We start from the raw sequence: 16,773 nt of genomic DNA, 5'->3' as shown, positions 1-16,773 counted from the left end.
ATTGTCATGATGAAGTGAATATTTCCTAGTTCAAAAAGTTAGCTTTAAAGCTCGACGGTGATTCACCCGTTTTAGTTTGAAACAACCTGCTGAAATAGGCGGGATCATTATAACCGAGCTCATACGCGATTTCCTTTGCGGTGAGAGAAGTGTGAACTAATAAGCGTTTTGCTTCCAGTATGATCCGGTTCTTGATCACCTCATTGGGCTGTGGTAATCGGAGTCGGTTAAATTTGTGGGTGATTGTTTTGGGTGCCATGCAAAGAAAATCTGCATAATCAGCAACGGTATGTTTGGATTTGTAATGCTCTTCTACCAATCTTGTAAACTTGCGAAAAAATTCCAGGTCGCTTTGCTGCTCGATCACTACATTGTTCAAATGCTGTTTTTTCCAGGAGCGTGTCGCCCGGATCAGCAACTGTTTGAGGTATGTCCGAACCATCTCTTCAAGCGAGCTGTCATGGAGGCTAAATTCCTGAATCATTTCCTGGAATAAATTTCCCAGAAAAGCATCTTCATCCTTAGAAACCTCTACTTTGGGCATATTGCGGATGTTATTGAAAAGTAGTCCATCGCAGGCAACTTCCTTATCATGGATTTGAATGCAGTAGAAGTCACGGTTATAAAAAATAAAATAGCCACGGTCTTCGCCTGCTTTTTCGATTTCGAGATATTGATTGGGGCTAATAAAAAACAGTGTCGGTTGCAAGGTATCGTAATATGCAAAATCAACCCTTAGTTGGTACCCGGCAGGTAGGTAGAGGATTTTGATATACTGCTTATAATCTGGTCCATTGATAGCATCTGTTTGCTCCTGACTTACATGCAGCAATCCTAACGTCTTTAAATTATTATTGAAAACGGTCGTACTCATGGCTATCGGATTATGAAGGAGTAATTTTTTAATCTGAAATGGATAAAACCTGTAAAGCTATTTTGTTGCTTCACAGGTTTTATCAGCGAATTAGTTTCTGGCAAATTTTTCAAGTTCGGAGTTAAATTTATCCATTTCCTCCAGGAATAACCCATGTCCGCCTTTTTCGAATTTTACAATGTAAGATCCTTTGATGGCTTTGTTAAGCTGTTCAGCCTGAGCATAGTCACACAATTTGTCATTTACACCGTGGAATATTGCGACCGGCATCTTGATTTTCCCAAGCACAGGACGCAGGTCCAGGTCTCCCAATGCAGTGATAGCCTGAGTAGTAGCATAAGGTGATGCGTTCAGGTTGATGCTTTCCAACCATTTGATCGATTCCGGTGAAAGTCCGCCTTCCTGTCCTTCAAATGCTTTTCCAAAGCCTGCAACAAGGTGTTCACGGTTCGTTTTTGTTTGTTTGATGAGATCGGTTGCGCCTTGCTCGGTGATGCCGTAAGGATGGCCTTCGCGTTGTTTCCATGATGGGCCGGTTGCACCGAATACGGCTAACTTCTTGATATGCGCACCATTATATTTGGTTATAAAGTGGAGTGTTACTGCGCTTCCCATTGAAAATCCGCCAAGTGTTGCATTCTCAATTTTCAGTTTTTCCAAAACTACTTTAATGTCGTCGGAGAAAGTGTCGAAGTCATATTTTCCGTAAGGTCTGTCAGATTTTCCGAAACCGCGGAGTGAAATACCGATGACCCTAAATCCTTTTTCAACCAAATATTGGTATTGATATTCGTACATTTCGTTGTTCAGCGGCCAGCCGTGGATAAAGACAACGGGCTGTCCTTCGCCTAGATCGATCACGTGCAGTTTTACATTTTTTTCAACTTCAATGTATTCTTCTCTTCCTAATGATGCCGGCTTGCGTGTTTGTGCAAACAGAAGTTGGCTTTGGATAAAAGTGAATAGGAATGCGATGGTCAAGGCAATAGTTTTCATCTGAGTAGTAAGTTTAGATTGTTTGTGTTAACCTGCTAACCGTTAGCGGATTGTCATTTCGTTTTGACATTACAAAGGTGGCAGGTTAATACGTGCAGAAGAATGGATAAAAGTCAATGCGCCTTGTACATTTTTCCCTGGAGGTGAAATTATGGCTTATAGAAAGTAGCAAGTTGCTCTAATCGCTGTCTGACCAGGGCATTTTTCATGGGCTCAAATCGCGTCAACTCTACATTATTTTTGCTAACAACGATATAGAATGGCTGATTTAACTTATTCGTGAGATGATAAATAGTTGCAAGCTCGGCGATATCCTCAGACCATGCTGCCATAGCATATAAGGAGGAAAAGGGCGTTTTGTCATCTTTTCGTAAACTTGCGGCGCCAGGCTGACAGGTATCGGCTTCCCGCTCCGAAAACGGGTTTGCTCTAGCAGAGAATCAATATATGGTTCGGCAGGTACATTCATCAGATGCCAGATATCTTTTGTAAACGCGGTCGGTTCCACGACTGCATTTGCTTCGGTCTGGTGTGGGGTAATGTCCGTCACCACGTCGATAATGTGAGTGGCCTCGTGCATGAGCACATAAACAATCCCGTCCATCTTGCCTCCTTCGACACGCACAGTATAATTAGAATCTGCTTCTGGCTTGAAACATGTATTTTCTTTCCATGTCGCCCATTCAGAAATGTTCTCATCCAGTAAGCTGGCGCGAAAAGTAATGTTAAACATTTTCGTTGCACCGCCCGTGTCAACCGGGAAAGTTAATGCTGTATTTGGCATGTTGTCCATGAAGCTGATACTTTGCAAATGTTTTTTCAAAATGCGCTGATGTAGTGGTGGTAAGAGTGCAAAAGCATGATTTACTTTCTCTCTTTCAATTAGTGTCAGTTGGTGATTAACCGGTTTCATTCCAGCTTCAAGAAACATTTTGAACACGCTTTCAGGGGCAATTTTAATGCGCTGCGAAAGATCCTTTTCGAGGGAGGAGTTCGACTTTTGAGCAAACGTTAAGGTGGAAGTGGAAAGCATTACCAATGCCAACATTGCAAATTTGAAACGCGATTTTCTGATCATAAATGTCTTCAATATTTGTTCTATAAAAGATTCACAGGAACGCTTGTTGCAGATTGTCTCAAAGCATTCCTGCGAATTTGAATACTAATTTACTAGTCTGTAATCTTCAAAGAACAGATCGAAGTACCGTCCAATTCAAGATGGTAATTCATCACCGCCGGACTACCCGGAAATGTGCCGCTAGCTTCCACGGTAAGCGTTCCTTTTGAGCCGGTTTGCGTGAAATCAATGGGTGTCACTTGCATGTTATACTTTTCCATGGCTTCTTGAATCCACCCTTTAATTTCCTCCCTACCTAAGTAGGACGAACCTTCGTCAGAAACGGTTGCGTGTTCTGTGAAGTAATTCGCAAATACTGTGCTGTCTAAGTCATTTTGCGCTTTAATAAAGCCTTCTATGTTTTCCGGAAGTTTCATGATATATGAATGTTTATGTTAAAAAAATAGTTGTTATAAAAATAAAATATTGATGTATTCACTACACAGTCGGGATTGTGCCGCCATCGATTACATATTCAGTGCCGGTGAGATAAGCCGCTCTTGGCGAAGCCAGGAAGCCAACCAGCTCGGCAACTTCTGCCGGCCAGGCCGGTCTGCCAAACGGAATGCCGCCCAGTGCATTCATGACACCTTCCGCGGCCTGTTCTGCTGTGATGTCCGAACTCTCGGCAATCCGTTCCATCATTCTGGCCGATGCTGTGGTCATTATCCAGCCTGGCGAAACTGTCAGTACACGCACGCCTTTTGGGGCCACTTCATTGGATAGGCTTTTACTGTAATTAACCAAAGCTGCTTTTGCCGCTGCATAGGGAAGCGTGGAATCGTACAGTGGCAACTTTGCCTGAATGGATGCAATGTGGATAATGACACCTTCGTGCCGGTTGATCATGCCGGGCAAAAAGCCACGGTCCAGCCGCACGGGTGCCAGCAGATTGGTTTGAAAGGATGAGTCCCAGTCTTCATCAGAAAGTACTGCAAAACCACCTGCAGGCGTTTCCGATCCGCCTATATTATTGACCAGAATATCCAGTCGCCTAAATTTTTCAATAACTTCGTCTACCACTTTCTGTGTTCCTTCCGGTTTGCTTAAATCCGCGGCTATAAAATGAACGTCGTCGTTTTCCTCTTCGGGTTTGTTTCTGGCTGTAATGATCACCGTTGCGCCTGCTTTCAAAATACGTTCGGCAATGGCTTTGCCGGCTCCTTTGCTGCCGCCGGTTACCAGAGCAATTTTGTCTTTCAGTTCATTTTCAAAATTAAAATCCATGTCCTTATTGATTTGTGTAGGACAAATTTCAGTACTATGTTACTCGTTGACAAGTACGGATTTACGATTCAGATAGGGATAAATTTATCCCTATTGAACCGCTGAAAGCATATGTTTATATTTGCACTATGTACGAAAGAAAGACAATGCCTGACCTGAATTGCGGGCTCGACCTGATCGGTGAAGTGCTTTACGGCAAATGGAAGATGCGGCTTTTGTGGTTTATTAATGAAGGCCATCAACGCCCCAGCGAGCTGCAACGGAAAATTCCGGGTGCCTCCCGCCGGGTGTTGAATGTGCAATTAAAAGAACTCGAAAATCATGAGCTCGTTGGAAAGATTATCTATCCCGTCGTCCCGCCCAAAGTGGAGTATTACCTCACCGATTTCGGCAAATCATTGATTCCGGTCATCGGCGCCATCGGGCAGTGGGGCGATGCGCATGATCAGCGTTTGCGGACGCTTATCGAAAAGAACATACTACCTTAGTAGCCACATTTTCCTCACAAGCTTTTTCCAGGATCTGCTCCATTTCTATAAGTAAGCCAGGAATCGGCGTGTCGCTCGTATTGGTCAGGCAGAGCGTGCCGTTGGTTGTTAATGCACCGATCGTCTGTTCCATTCCTTTGCCCGAGCGCACCATCGGGCCATAAAGCGCTTGCAGTTTCAATAATCCGAAATCTGTTTTGTATCTCACCCTGACCAGATTAGTAACCATAATGTGATGGTTAAATGCTTGTTTCAAAGCATCCAGCATTTGCTGCATATCATTGTGGCCGAAGACAAGGTCCCGGAAAAACGACAAGTAGCCAGTCGTATATTCAGCGGAACTGGTCCCGCCCAGGCCAGCCTTCGCCAATTTTGCCAAATCCCAAAAGGATAAATGCCGCTGCTGTTCAAAAAATACGGATTGTGTGGTAATGTTCAGGCCAAAGTTATCGTCCAGGTTCAGCGCGCCTCTGGTACAAATGGGCGAAACCAACTCCATTCTCCTCTCGTCCCATTCCGGGCGTATTTTCCTGGATGCTATAAAAACAGCCGCGCAAATGGCACCGTGCACACTCGTATTTTCCTGTCTGGCGCGTTCGAGGATGTTGCGCGTTGTGCTTTCGGAAAAGCGGTGCGATAAAACCAAAGGGTTAACTACATCCATCTTCATTTTCAGTTCCAAAACCTGGTCAACGATCTGTGCAGGCAGATCTTCCGGCAAATCGAGTGTTTCATCGTTGGACACCTGCGGTTCCATCGGTTCAAGCTCTTTTCCTGTAACCGCCAGCAAGATATCCCGCGTCAAATAGCTTAGTGATGTGCCATCTGCCACGGTGTGGTTTGCAGCCAGTATCAGGACGGTGCAATCTGTTTTTTGAACTAAAACAACCCTTAATAGTGGGCCTTCTTCTGTGTTAAATCTCACAGCAAGCTCTTTCTCTACTTCCTGTTCCCAGCGATAATCCGTCTCGGCATGCACTACTCTGAGCGGAATGTGCAGGTTTTCGTCATGTTGCAATGTGGGCCGGGAGAGTTCATCCAGTACAACTCTTACCGAAAGGTTCGGATGGCGTTGTTGTGCCATATCAATGGCCTTCCGCCAATTTTCAACGGGTTGTGTTCCCAAGATGTCAGCAGCCAGACAAAAATCTTTTGAATCGATCTGATCCAGTAGCCAAAAGGCTTTTTCGAATGCACCTAACGTGCGGTTCTGTTGTCTTTTCATTTTTGCATTGAGTTATGATGACAGGAGCGGCATCAGGCCGCGTCCCTTAAACTGAATGCAAAATTGGTGGACTCAAACGCGGGAGAGAATGGACGAAAGTTGATCGGTAATGTACATTTTGCCATTCGCATACTACGATTGAATTGATACGACTACGTGCTTTCAAAGTCGAACTATAAAAATCACAATAACGGAAGTTTGAATAGTGGCTTCAATTTGAGGCATCCTATTGGTTATAGCTTGCTTTGTGAATTCCTTGCCAATTTTTTAACTTAGCAGTTTCCGTTCAAGCAGCACCCGGAACGAATTCGTTACAACATCATTAACTTTTTATTCAAAATCCACCCGGTATGAAACGATCATTCGTTCTTCTGTTTGTTGTGCTATTCATTTCATGTAAAAAAGATGCACCCGATCCTGCTTTTCCTGATGGGGCGCTTTATCAGATTACAGTAGATGGGAAAGTACATACGAGTTATGAGTACCAGAATGGTTTGTTGGTAAAACAAAATCAGTTTGGTTCATGCGATACACCGTATGGAATTATCAGTTATGGGTATGAGGCTGGCAGAATTCAGGTGGAAGAAAATGCTATGAAGGCACTCTATTCAAGTTTGGCTACCGCGATGTGTGATCCCGCCGGTACTTATGAAAAATCGCTAAGTAGGATGGAGTATGATACGCAGGAGCGGATTAGTAAGATTCTTCTTGCCAAAACTTCTGTCGAATTTGAATATAAGGAAGGGGAAGTGATCAAACGTTACTTTCAGGATGGGGCTGCTACCTCTCGCGTACATTATCAGAAGTATGATAATAAAGGCAATCTGATTGAAGAAAGAACGCCGGATACTGTCAATGGAGGTGTAACACACTACGAATATGATGATCACCCCAACCCGCTATATCTGAACAAGGGTATATATGCTGGTTCTGCTTTCGAAGGGCCAAACAACCCTGTAAAGGCTTTTGATGCGAAGAAGCAGTTGCTGTGGGAAAGAAAGTTTACCTATACCGATAAGGGGCTGCCGGCAAAATGTCTGGAGAGTAATGGCATTACATATGTCTATCATTATCACTACAAGTAATTTTTGAAAGTGTATTACAATATCCATACACATTCAGCACATGAAACGAGTGCGTTGTGCATCCAAAATATTCATGATGACTTTCATAGGGAAACAATGGGGAACCCGGTAAGTATGGGGTTACATCCCTGGTTTATCAATGATATTGAACAGCAATTTTTAGATCTGAAAAGGAATGCTTCCCGTTCTGAGGTACTGGCGATAGGAGAGTGCGGATTGGATAAGCTGACAGCGGCTGACTGGAATTTGCAGCTTCGTGCTTTTCAAGCTCAAATTCAGCTCGCTGATGAGTTACAAAAACCACTTATCATCCATTGTGTAAGAGCATTTAATGAGGTGCTGGCGCAATTGAAGCACGTGTCTGTTCCCGTGATTTTTCATGGTGTTAATAATAAATGGACTCATATAGAGTCTGTTGTGAAATCGGGCTATTATCTTTCCTTCGGTAAATCTCTGTTAAGCAGTCAGCCGGCCATTCGCGATGCGTTTCGCAAGACTCCCCTGGAGCAGGTTTTTCTGGAGACAGATGATATGGAAATTGACGTAACAGAGATATATAAAATAGCTGCAGAAGTGAAGAGTATTCCTGAAAAAGAGATTGTTTTGCAGTTGGAAAAAAACTTTTCACACGTATTCGGTCTATAATGGAAGATTTCTCCTGGTTATCCAGAACAGAATTATTGATAGGAAGGGAAAGCCTGGTCAAACTGAGTAAGGCGCATGTGCTGGTGATCGGTCTTGGGGGCGTTGGTTCGTTTGTAGCAGAGTTTGTGTGCAGAAATGGTGTCGGAACGATGACGATCGTGGATGGCGATACTGTGGATCCGACAAACCGAAACCGGCAGTTACCGGCTCTGTCCACCAACCACGGCGTGAGCAAGGCCGATATCATGGCGGAAAGACTAAGGGCGATTAATCCGGAACTGCAGCTGCATGTGATCAAAACCTTTATCAATCCGGAAGCAGTAGCTGAGATATTGTCTGCTCATCACTATGATCATATCGTAGATGCCATTGATAGCGTTACTCCTAAAATTACATTTCTGAAAGAAGCTTACCAGCGTAACATGCGTATTGTGAGTTCTATGGGAGCAGGAGGACGAATGGATCCAACTCAACTGAAAGTGGTGGACATCTCAAAAACGTATAATTGCAATTTTGCGCAGCAGGTACGGAAGAACCTGAAGAAGGAAGGCATATATAAGGGGATTAAAGCGGTATTCTCAACGGAAGAACAGTTGAAAGAATCACTCATTCTGACTGACGGAAGTAACTATAAAAAGTCGGCGTACGGAACAATGTCCTATTTGCCGGCCACTTTTGGAGCAGTATGTGCATCGGTTGTGATCCGTGACCTGATAGCAGATTAATCATCGGATATTTATTTAATAGCGAATTCAGAGCTCTTATGTTTTTGAAAAAATCAGCAGTTTGTCTCATTTTCTTACTGATCATTTCCTTTTGTCATTCTGCGCAGGTGATCGCACAGCGGTATACTTCCAAAGATTTAATAGTCAGGAAAGTGAAAGAGCGGGTGTACCAGCACACCAGTTTTCTGCAAACAGATAGTTTTGGCAATGTTCCCTGCAATGGAATGATCGTTGTGGACCATGGCGAAGCGGTAATTTTTGATACGCCTACAAACGATAAGGCTTCAGAAGAATTGATTGGCTGGATTGAAAAAACGTTAAAATGCAAGGTTGTCGGAGTTGTTGCCACGCATTTTCATGAAGATTGTGTAGGTGGATTGGCCGCTTTTCATCAGCATCAAATTCCTTCTTATGGTTCCGGGCTGACCATTGAACTGACTCAAAAAAACAATTATCCCACGCCTCAGAAAAGCTTTAACGGATTGTTGGAAATACCCGTAGGGCAAGAAAAGGTTATTGTAGAATTCAATGGAGAAGGGCATACACGGGATAATGTGATTGGTTATTTTCCGGCTGAGAAGGCGATGTTTGGCGGATGTCTGATCAAGGAACTGAAAGCCGGAAAAGGATATCTGGGAGATTCGAATGTGAATGAGTGGCCGGCTACCGTTGCCAAAGTGAAAGAGAAATATCCTGATACAAAAGTGGTGATTCCGGGTCACGGTAAAACGGGGAATATCAAGTTGCTGGATTATACAATTGAGCTTTTTGAGAAGAAGTAGTTAAGTGTTTTAATTTTTTTACTCAACAATATGAAGTACATTTTTCCTCTTTTATTACTTCTGGCGATTGGGTCAGGATGTAGTAAAGTTCCTGATGTAGAACCGAATGAAGTAGATATTGTTATGCCATATCCTACACCGGCTGGCAATATCATACATATTCATGTTCGCAATGTAAATCAAAGTGCCTACCACATCGAAGTTTTTGATCCTGAAGCCAATTCATTCTTTGAAGAAAGTGTCCCTGCGGGAGCAGCCCGTAATAGTATTGCTTTGGATTTAAGCAGTAAGTCAGCAGGCAAATATGTAGTAGTTCTGAAGATGGACTCAGTTACATACACTAACAAATTCTTTAAGATATGATACGTAAGTTGTTATTTGTTGCACTCCTTGTTTTTACTCTTGGCGAGGTAAAGGCTCAGCGTGCTGGTATAGATTGGTATATCAATGCCTCGGTGAACTGCTATATACCAACGGGAGATTCTGAAAAGTCAGTTTTTCCGGTTCTTGGTTATAATAAAGATACATCTCCCAAGCTGCTCATAGGAGGCGTTGGAGTTGGTGTTGCGGCGTGGGCCCCGGTTGCAAATAATTTCTATTTGAAGCCGTATCTGAATCTTTCAAAACTGACTTATTGGGATGATCCTGTGGCTCTAAGAGACCCTGTAGGTAACTCAATGGGCTATTATCAGGCATGGTCTTCGGACTACACTGTGAACCCCGGGATCGTTGCACATTACGAACTCGCCAGCCAATTTACCGTAGGCGCCGGAATAGCAGCGCACGTAATGGCTGTTTCCCTGATTCGATTGCCCGACGCAGAAGGGTATTACGGTACGGTGACGAAAGGAGGTTTGTCGGCGGCAAAACATTATAAAAGAGTAAATCCTGTAGTGCCGCTGGAATTGACTTACCGCCTGAATAAGCTTATGCTAAACTTACGGTATGAAGTGGGACTACTGAATAAACTTAAAGGTGATCTTGGAAAGAGTACATCCGAGAAATTTGATGTACTTGCTTTGGAAATAGGTTTTAAGTTATAAAATATCAGTTGCCTTTTGTAGCGGGACCGGGCTGATAATCCAGCGGCAACATATCCCCTGTTTTCTCCCATCCCCAGTATCCCTCAAAGGTAAGTGCCAATGGTTCTGCAAGACTACCAGATTCATCCAGTACTACTTTTTCCTGCTTCATGGAAATAACCGAAGTTTGAAAAGTCGGTTGCCTTTTTCTGAACATACTTTCTGATGCAACATAAGCCGGCTCTTCTTTTTCACCTGTGTATACAATCTGGAAAAAGCCATCGAATGAGAGTTGTATTGTTTTGTTCCCACTTTTCAAAAGATATTGAGCGTAGGGCACACGGGTCGTATCCAGTTTTTCAATCACCTTGGGTAGGCCCGCTTTGGATAAAATTTTGCCGAGAGGGTGTTCATCATTGATCGGTGTATTTGTTTCCATAATAGCCAGTTGTTTTCTGGCTTCCTGTAGTTGTTCTTCCGTGGGGCGTTGCGGATTGGGGGTTCTGATGAGTCTTCTAAGGTTAAAGCCTTCCTCTTCCAGTTGTTCTTTTCGCAAAGCTCTCACAAAATGCATGGCCGAGCCATTATACGCTTTCAGCCTGTTTTTTTGCCATTTCTTTTCCCGGCTTTTACTGCCTTTCATAGGTTCGAACAAAGGATAACCCAGGTAGGTCAGGTATTTGGAGCTGTAATCGTAGTTGTATTCGATCAATAGATAAGATATCCGAAAACCGAGTTCAGGGTTCTCAATGATCAACAAATCCGTTGCATTCACCTTCAGCGTATTATCATTTTCATCATAAACAATAATAAGGGTTTCGGGGTTAACCAGTTTACACTTTGCCGCAATTTCACTTCTCCCTATAAATCCTTCCTTAAACAATTCAAGATTGGTATACCATGCCTGATCTCTTTTAGTCTTTACTGATACAGTATTAAGCTCCGTTTGTGAAGGCGAAAGTTTGAAGACAATAAGTGGAGGCTGTTTGGTATCATTGGATGATAATGTAACAGGATGCACAATAGGCTCATAACCAACCATAGATACTACTATTTCATAATGGCCGTTTGGCAAGATCAAACTGAAATTCCCTTCTTTATCAGTTGTTGTACCATAGGTGGTATTGGTAATAAAAATATTCACCAGCTCAATGGGCTGATCTGTCATGCCATCCAGAGCTCTTCCTGCAATTTGTCGGTTCTGCGCAAACGACGCTATCGCATAGAACCACAACGATGTTGAGAGAAGCAGTATCCGGATTATCATAGAATGGTTAAATGGTGAGCTGCAAAGCTATCAAATTTCTTTATATAACTAAAAAATTAGTTGATTAAATAAAGGTTATTAAGTCATTCTAGTATGAATGCTTACTGATAAATAGGATTCATTTTTTATGAAATCCTATTACATAGGAACAAACAGTATTAAAAGTGGTTTTTTGGTGTTATTCCAATATTTCGTATCAGATGTATTGTGTTGAGGGAAAGAATAGGATACGATTTTATGTAAATAGTATAGAGTTTTACTTTTTTATAAATTGTATTATTCTAATCAATGAAGCTAACAATTTAGGATTTTTTTGAACTGAGTGTTTAATCTGTTTGTTTTGTAATCGATTGATAGACAATAAATAAAAATGAATACTTCTTCAGTTTTTTCTGTTTGTTGAAATTCATTAATAATAAATTCATAATAATTATTTAAAGAAGTGTTAATAATGGTTTATCGTGCGGAAATTTTGGTGATGATCATGTAGGTAAAGAGGAAGATGTTGTACTTTAATAATACATCATACATCCACAGTATAGTAGATCACACTTCAGTTATCAGATTGTAGCAAACCATTTTGAAGAAAAGAAAAAACTATGATACAGATAAAAAAACAAATGAGCACAACACCACTTACAGGATTAAGGAATTCGATTGGAAATCTTTTTTCAGCTTACAGCGCAAAATATGCAGAGGTATTCGGAGTATTATCCAAACCATGGGCTCCGATGGGAACAGGATTGTTAGAATCAGGGCATATACACGAGAAAGCCAACCATTCAAATTCAGCCGATTTTGGTAAAAACAGATATTCCGTGTTGTATACGCTTAATGCGCAGTACCAGCACGTGGGCTGTTCAACACAGGATGAAGCACAGTCTGTTTTGGCAAGTTTAATGACAGATGGAAATCGAATTCCGGTTGGCATTTATGATGAAATGCAGGATACATTTGAATGGGAAATCATCGGACAATATTTTCATAGCCAGGATCCGGCCGATATCCGTGAGGCACGTAATCAGGAAGTTTTAAATGTAGCCAAAGTATTGCGCCGAAGAGATAGTAGCTGGCAGCCAGGCCACCTTCAACGCCCAGGCATTTATGCATGATAAATATGAGAGAGGATCTGAAAAGATCCTCTTTTTGCTTTTATTGGGTTTTCTGTTCCGGCCACAGGACAATTCTGTTACCACTTACACCGCTGGTTTCCTGAGAATACTTGATTAACTGCTCCTCCGTTAATTTAGACATATCAAAAGGAGAACCATCGCAGTTGAATCCGTAGCAGGCAATACAGGCCATATAGGACAGACGGTAGTTTATGATTTGTTTACCGTCGACAGTCACCATGACAACACTCAGCATTTGATCTGTCTTATTCGTCTTAGCTGTGTCAATTTTGTTTTTTAACCAATCCAGGTTGTGAATAGGATCTTTTACACCGCAAGCTTCAATGGCAGATACCTCCGGCGCTTTATCCTTACAAGAACCTGCTATAATTAATGCAATAAGGCAGCTGTAAACATATTTCATGACAATGATAGAATGGTTGTTTTAAATCTCAGACAACAAATACCTTTGTTTGGTTGTATTGGTCAGGATTTGTCTCGTTTGATCCTCTCTATAGCTCTATTCGGTACTCCTTTGTACTACCTGACTCAAATTTCTGCCCATCTGGTAAAATCATTCGTTCATCCTTTTTAATAATCCCTTCATCATAAATTCTTGATGGGACAGTAGTTTAACCTGCACATTTGTAGTGTAATCGGAAACTACCAACACCATGCATAAATTTACATTCTTCATTTTTCTTTTCATTGCAGGCTCTTTTATGCCTGTATCAGCCCAGTTTCCCATGGGAGGAGCTGCAACTCCAAAAGCACTTCCCGGTACCGCCGGAGATCAGACTCCCAAAGGAAATTCTAAAATTTCCGGATCAATTTTAGATTCAACATCAGCAAAAGCCATTGAATTTGCCAGTGTAGCACTTTACAATAAGAAAACAGGTCAGGCGGTGGATGGAACTGTAGCTGATGAAAAAGGGAAGTTTACATTGACAAAAATCCTTGAAGGCGACTACCGTTTGCTGATTTCATTTATCGGATATGGCAATAAAACAGTTGACAACATAACGCTTGGCAAAGGACAGGACCTGGATCTGGGTGTTATCAAACTTTCATCGAACACAAAAACGCTTGAAGAAGTAACGGTAACCGGGCAAGCTGCATTGATAGAAGAAAAGGTAGATCGCCTGGTATACAATGCTGAAAAGGATATTACGGCAAAAGGCGGTGATGCAACGGACATTTTGAGAAAAGTGCCTTTACTTACGGTCGATCTGGACGGGAATGTTTCACTAAGAGGAAGTAATAATATACGGGTTCTGATCAATAACAAACCAAGTACGATCATTGCCAGCAGTGTTTCCGATGCTTTGAAACAAATTCCTGCCGATCAGATCAAAACGGTTGAGGTCATTACAAGTCCATCTGCAAAATATGACGCTGAGGGTTCAGGTGGTATCATCAATATTATTACAAAAAAGAACAGCTTGCAGGGATTGAACCTGAACGTGGACGCCGGAGTAGGTAATCGCGGCTCTATGTTGTCGCTCAACGGCGGATACCGTAAGGGTAAAGCCGGTTTTACGATTGGTGGTTTCGGACGTGGATCCTATAATACAATTACCAAAACGAATCTGGAACAGACCAGCATTGCTAACGGAATAGCCACCCGTACCAGCCAGGCAGGAGATGGCGACAGTCGTGGATTGTTCGGACAGTATAATATCGGTTTTGATTATGATTTGGCCAAAAACCAGAGTATCACAGCAGGCGTTCGCTATGGTGTCAGGAACATGATCAGCGAACAGGATCTGATAACAAAGCTTTATACAAATAATGAGAATACGTCCACTTCCAGTCGTTTTGTAGATGCAAGGAATCTATCAGGAACAGTAGATGTGAATCTGGATTACCTTCGTACTTTCAAGCCACAGCAGGAGTGGAGTATTTCTACACTGTATAGCCGAAACGATCTTTCCAATAATTTTGACGCCAATCTGATGAACGGAAGCGGTGAGCTGACAAGCCGCCAGCGTAACCTGAATAAAAATATCAATCAGGAGTTTACATTCCAGACTGATTACCAGACACCGATTAAGAAAAATCAGCTTCTGGAATTCGGTGCGAAAGGTATTTTCAGAGAAGTGAATAGTGATTTCAAATTCCTGACAGCTGGCAGAACAGGTGATTTTGTAACGGAAACGGATCAGCCTTCGGGAGCGCTTACCTACAACCAGAATATTGCAGCAGGTTATTCGTCTTATACCTACACTACGAAAAGCCGATATACATTCAAAGGAGGGTTACGTTACGAGCATACCTTCATCGATGCGAGTACTGAAACAGGAACAGTAGGGGTCGGTAATTATGGTGTGTTGGTCCCTAGTATAAATGCTTCTAAAACCATCAAAGGAACGACACTGAAACTGGGTTACAACAGAAGGATTCAACGTCCGGGACTAGCCCAGCTGAACCCCAACTTCAATTCGGCCAACCCTCAGAACATTACGATTGGAAATCCGGAACTGCGTCCTGAGCTTACCAATAACTTTGAGCTGGGCGTGAGTAAAAACATTAAAAAGACTTATATCAACGCTACTTTCTTTGGTAGGGCTACCAATAACGCCATATCACAGGTGCGCCAGCCATCCGATTCACTTGCAGGTGCAATTGTAACGACCTTTGAAAACGTGGGTAAACAGCATGCTTACGGAGCCAACATTTTTGCGAACGTGGCAGCTACTTCCAAAATCAGTGTGGGATTGTTTAGTAACATCTTTTATTCGATCATGAAAGGACAGGCCATTGGAGAAAGCGGTTTGTCGGAAGAAATCAGTAATTCAGGTTGGAACGTGAGCGGTGGGGTATTTTCTCAGGCTACATTCAAAAATGGCTGGGGAGCGCAGGCATTCGGGTTTTTGCAGGGAAGCCAGGTACAATTACAAGGTATGCAGGGAGGATTTGGGTTTTACACAGTCGGAGTTAAAAAGGATTTCAAGAATAAAAAAGGAAGTGTGGGAATTGCAGCTGAAAACTTTCTGAACAAGCGTTTCAATATTCATACCGAATTAAATTCTTCTCAGTTTAATCAGGTAAACGATATTTATTTGTACAACAGAGGTGTGCGTGCAACCTTTACATACAAGATCGGTAAAATGACTATGGATGCACCGAAGAGGAAAGCGAAAGGTGTAAACAACGATGATGTGAAAAGTGAAGGCGGACAGCAACAGTCAGGAGGAACTCCGGGTGGAAGTCAGCCACGCTAATTCACGCTGAAAAATTGATAAACGATTAATAATTACTTTTTTAGCAGAAATAAACTTTAAGCGACTAACTAATTAAACCTCAAATCAATGATCGAAATGAAGACAAACAAACTTTTTTTAGCGGTGGCAGCCACCATGATTTCTTTAGGAAGCTACGCACAAACTGTAGACGAAATTGCAGAAAAACACACGGCGGCATTGGGCGGCACCGATAAACTCAAAAGTGTAAAGACTATCATATCAGAGCGCTCACTTGCTGTAAATGGTATGGAAATACCTACCAAAACACTTTTGGTAGTAGGGAAGGCTGTTAGAAGTGAATCTACTGTGATGGGCAACACGATGATACAGGTGCTTGATGGTAATACAGGATGGATGATTCGCCCGACAATGATGGGCGGAACCGGTGAGCCAGAAGATATGCCGGCAGATGTAGTGAAGCAAACAGTAAGTCAGCTTGATCCTTTCGGTGGTCTGGTAGATTACAAAGGGAAAGGATATAAAGTAGAGTTAGTAGGTACGGAAAAAGTGGATAAAAAAGATGCTTTCCACTTGAAGCTAACCAGCAAAGATGGCCAGGTTATTGACGAGTGGATCGATGCACAAACTTATCTGATCAGCAAGGTGAAAGTCGATATGGCCGGGCAGCAAGGTGAAATCTCATTCTCTGACTATAAGGACACAGACGGCATCAAGTTTGCCAAAACCATGGATATTACCAGTCCGCAGGGCGTAATTTCATTCATTACCAATAAAGTTGTAGTGAATAGCCCGGTAGATGAATCTATTTTCAAGAAGCCAGGCAAGTAGTAACTGCTGGTTGCACCAGTTTGAATTCATTGTTATTTTCTAAGCGTTTCTGATGTCCTTATATTAGGGCATCAGAAACGCTTTTTTTATTATATACTATTTATGCAGACTGAGATTTTAGTAACAGAATTTTAAATTATATAATCTATCTATTAAATAGATTATATAATTTTG

18 protein-coding genes are annotated in these 16,773 nt (G+C 42.2%); 10 read left to right on the top strand and 8 right to left on the bottom strand.

Annotated features, from left to right (window positions below; translation table 11 throughout):
• Window positions 1-25: 25 nt before the first annotated feature.
• The 5 genes from AC1XUE_RS21125 to AC1XUE_RS21105 form a co-directional block, all read right to left on the bottom strand.
• Window positions 26-874, bottom strand: coding sequence for a helix-turn-helix domain-containing protein (locus AC1XUE_RS21125; RefSeq protein ID WP_483357970.1), 849 nt, complete (start codon window positions 872-874; stop codon window positions 26-28).
• Window positions 875-964: 90 nt separating this feature from the next.
• On the bottom strand, window positions 965-1,870 hold the full coding sequence (locus AC1XUE_RS21120) for an alpha/beta fold hydrolase (RefSeq protein ID WP_483357969.1): 906 nt from the start codon (window positions 1,868-1,870) through the stop codon (window positions 965-967).
• 268 nt (window positions 1,871-2,138) lie between these two features.
• A complete protein-coding gene (locus tag AC1XUE_RS21115; protein ID WP_483357968.1) occupies window positions 2,139-2,948 on the bottom strand; it encodes a hypothetical protein in 810 nt (269 codons plus the stop codon).
• Between the two features lie 92 nt (window positions 2,949-3,040).
• Window positions 3,041-3,364, bottom strand: coding sequence for a nuclear transport factor 2 family protein (locus tag AC1XUE_RS21110; protein WP_483357967.1), 324 nt, complete (start codon window positions 3,362-3,364; stop codon window positions 3,041-3,043).
• A 61-nt stretch (window positions 3,365-3,425) separates the two neighbouring features.
• Window positions 3,426-4,214: an SDR family oxidoreductase gene (locus tag AC1XUE_RS21105; RefSeq protein ID WP_483357966.1), complete on the bottom strand. Its 789-nt coding sequence runs from the start codon at window positions 4,212-4,214 to the stop codon at window positions 3,426-3,428.
• A 128-nt stretch (window positions 4,215-4,342) separates the two neighbouring features.
• Here AC1XUE_RS21105 and AC1XUE_RS21100 point away from each other — a divergent pair, with 128 nt between their 5' ends.
• On the top strand, window positions 4,343-4,702 hold the full coding sequence (locus AC1XUE_RS21100) for a winged helix-turn-helix transcriptional regulator (RefSeq protein ID WP_483357965.1): 360 nt from the start codon (window positions 4,343-4,345) through the stop codon (window positions 4,700-4,702).
• Here the strand turns inward: AC1XUE_RS21100 and AC1XUE_RS21095 are convergent.
• Window positions 4,677-5,927 (bottom strand): condensation domain-containing protein, encoded by a 1,251-nt coding sequence (locus AC1XUE_RS21095; RefSeq protein ID WP_483357964.1) that lies wholly within the window; start codon window positions 5,925-5,927, stop codon window positions 4,677-4,679. The genes AC1XUE_RS21100 and AC1XUE_RS21095 overlap by 26 nt on opposite strands.
• 350 nt (window positions 5,928-6,277) lie before the next feature.
• On the opposite strand from AC1XUE_RS21095, the gene AC1XUE_RS21090 reads away from it, so the two are divergent.
• From AC1XUE_RS21090 to AC1XUE_RS21065, 6 genes are read left to right on the top strand one after another with little or no spacing between them, the layout of a single operon-like run.
• On the top strand, window positions 6,278-7,012 hold the full coding sequence (locus AC1XUE_RS21090) for a hypothetical protein (protein ID WP_483357963.1): 735 nt from the start codon (window positions 6,278-6,280) through the stop codon (window positions 7,010-7,012).
• Between the two features lie 9 nt (window positions 7,013-7,021).
• Complete coding sequence (locus AC1XUE_RS21085; RefSeq protein WP_483358022.1) at window positions 7,022-7,657, top strand: TatD family hydrolase; 636 nt, start codon at window positions 7,022-7,024, stop codon at window positions 7,655-7,657.
• Entirely contained in the window at window positions 7,657-8,382 is a 726-nt protein-coding gene (locus tag AC1XUE_RS21080; RefSeq protein WP_483357962.1) for a tRNA threonylcarbamoyladenosine dehydratase, read from the top strand. The genes AC1XUE_RS21085 and AC1XUE_RS21080 overlap by 1 nt, the downstream gene beginning before the upstream one ends.
• 38 nt (window positions 8,383-8,420) lie before the next feature.
• Complete coding sequence (gene bla, locus AC1XUE_RS21075) at window positions 8,421-9,164, top strand: subclass B1 metallo-beta-lactamase (protein ID WP_483357961.1); 744 nt, start codon at window positions 8,421-8,423, stop codon at window positions 9,162-9,164.
• Window positions 9,165-9,194: 30 nt separating this feature from the next.
• On the top strand, window positions 9,195-9,527 hold the full coding sequence (locus tag AC1XUE_RS21070) for a T9SS type A sorting domain-containing protein (protein WP_483357960.1): 333 nt from the start codon (window positions 9,195-9,197) through the stop codon (window positions 9,525-9,527).
• Window positions 9,524-10,207, top strand: coding sequence for a hypothetical protein (locus tag AC1XUE_RS21065; RefSeq protein ID WP_483357959.1), 684 nt, complete (start codon window positions 9,524-9,526; stop codon window positions 10,205-10,207). The genes AC1XUE_RS21070 and AC1XUE_RS21065 overlap by 4 nt, the downstream gene beginning before the upstream one ends.
• A 4-nt stretch (window positions 10,208-10,211) precedes the next feature.
• Here AC1XUE_RS21065 and AC1XUE_RS21060 read toward each other — a convergent pair whose 3' ends face one another.
• Window positions 10,212-11,453, bottom strand: a complete 1,242-nt coding sequence (locus AC1XUE_RS21060; RefSeq protein ID WP_483357958.1) for a carboxypeptidase-like regulatory domain-containing protein — start codon at window positions 11,451-11,453, stop codon at window positions 10,212-10,214.
• A gap of 599 nt (window positions 11,454-12,052) precedes the next feature.
• Between AC1XUE_RS21060 and AC1XUE_RS21055 the strand changes: the two genes are divergently transcribed.
• A complete protein-coding gene (locus AC1XUE_RS21055; RefSeq protein WP_483357957.1) occupies window positions 12,053-12,565 on the top strand; it encodes a hypothetical protein in 513 nt (170 codons plus the stop codon).
• A 40-nt stretch (window positions 12,566-12,605) separates the two neighbouring features.
• Here the strand turns inward: AC1XUE_RS21055 and AC1XUE_RS21050 are convergent, their stop codons facing one another.
• A complete protein-coding gene (locus AC1XUE_RS21050; protein ID WP_483357956.1) occupies window positions 12,606-12,989 on the bottom strand; it encodes a hypothetical protein in 384 nt (127 codons plus the stop codon).
• Window positions 12,990-13,239: 250 nt separating this feature from the next.
• On the opposite strand from AC1XUE_RS21050, the gene AC1XUE_RS21045 reads away from it, so the two are divergent.
• Window positions 13,240-15,789: a TonB-dependent receptor gene (locus AC1XUE_RS21045; RefSeq protein ID WP_483357955.1), complete on the top strand. Its 2,550-nt coding sequence runs from the start codon at window positions 13,240-13,242 to the stop codon at window positions 15,787-15,789.
• Between the two features lie 96 nt (window positions 15,790-15,885).
• Window positions 15,886-16,599 carry an outer membrane lipoprotein-sorting protein gene (locus AC1XUE_RS21040; RefSeq protein WP_483357954.1) on the top strand — a complete coding sequence of 238 codons (714 nt, stop codon included), beginning with the start codon at window positions 15,886-15,888 and terminating at the stop codon, window positions 16,597-16,599.
• Window positions 16,600-16,773 lie beyond the last annotated feature (174 nt).

It is taken from the genome of Dyadobacter sp. HNCC25DJ187 (assembly GCF_056895255.1).
The sequence above is the reverse complement of the archived record's forward strand: the minus strand, read 5'-3'. Positions and strand labels throughout refer to the sequence as shown.

Bases quoted from the DNA above. Each gene is read 5' to 3' on its own strand.
- AC1XUE_RS21120 (WP_483357969.1), bottom strand. From the start codon at position 1,870: ATGAAAACTATTGCCTTGACCATCGCATTCCTATTCACTTTTATCCAA.
- AC1XUE_RS21090 (WP_483357963.1), top strand. From the start codon at position 6,278: ATGAAACGATCATTCGTTCTTCTGTTTGTTGTGCTATTCATTTCATGT.
- AC1XUE_RS21110 (WP_483357967.1), bottom strand. From the start codon at position 3,364: ATGAAACTTCCGGAAAACATAGAAGGCTTTATTAAAGCGCAAAATGAC.
- AC1XUE_RS21080 (WP_483357962.1), top strand. From the start codon at position 7,657: ATGGAAGATTTCTCCTGGTTATCCAGAACAGAATTATTGATAGGAAGG.
- AC1XUE_RS21040 (WP_483357954.1), top strand. From the start codon at position 15,886: ATGAAGACAAACAAACTTTTTTTAGCGGTGGCAGCCACCATGATTTCT.
- bla (WP_483357961.1), top strand. From the start codon at position 8,421: ATGTTTTTGAAAAAATCAGCAGTTTGTCTCATTTTCTTACTGATCATT.
- AC1XUE_RS21100 (WP_483357965.1), top strand. From the start codon at position 4,343: ATGTACGAAAGAAAGACAATGCCTGACCTGAATTGCGGGCTCGACCTG.
- AC1XUE_RS21050 (WP_483357956.1), bottom strand. From the start codon at position 12,989: ATGAAATATGTTTACAGCTGCCTTATTGCATTAATTATAGCAGGTTCT.
- AC1XUE_RS21065 (WP_483357959.1), top strand. From the start codon at position 9,524: ATGATACGTAAGTTGTTATTTGTTGCACTCCTTGTTTTTACTCTTGGC.
- AC1XUE_RS21060 (WP_483357958.1), bottom strand. From the start codon at position 11,453: ATGATAATCCGGATACTGCTTCTCTCAACATCGTTGTGGTTCTATGCG.
- AC1XUE_RS21125 (WP_483357970.1), bottom strand. From the start codon at position 874: ATGAGTACGACCGTTTTCAATAATAATTTAAAGACGTTAGGATTGCTG.
- AC1XUE_RS21055 (WP_483357957.1), top strand. From the start codon at position 12,053: ATGATACAGATAAAAAAACAAATGAGCACAACACCACTTACAGGATTA.
- AC1XUE_RS21045 (WP_483357955.1), top strand. From the start codon at position 13,240: ATGCATAAATTTACATTCTTCATTTTTCTTTTCATTGCAGGCTCTTTT.
- AC1XUE_RS21095 (WP_483357964.1), bottom strand. From the start codon at position 5,927: ATGAAAAGACAACAGAACCGCACGTTAGGTGCATTCGAAAAAGCCTTT.
- AC1XUE_RS21070 (WP_483357960.1), top strand. From the start codon at position 9,195: ATGAAGTACATTTTTCCTCTTTTATTACTTCTGGCGATTGGGTCAGGA.
- AC1XUE_RS21115 (WP_483357968.1), bottom strand. From the start codon at position 2,948: ATGATCAGAAAATCGCGTTTCAAATTTGCAATGTTGGCATTGGTAATG.
- AC1XUE_RS21105 (WP_483357966.1), bottom strand. From the start codon at position 4,214: ATGGATTTTAATTTTGAAAATGAACTGAAAGACAAAATTGCTCTGGTA.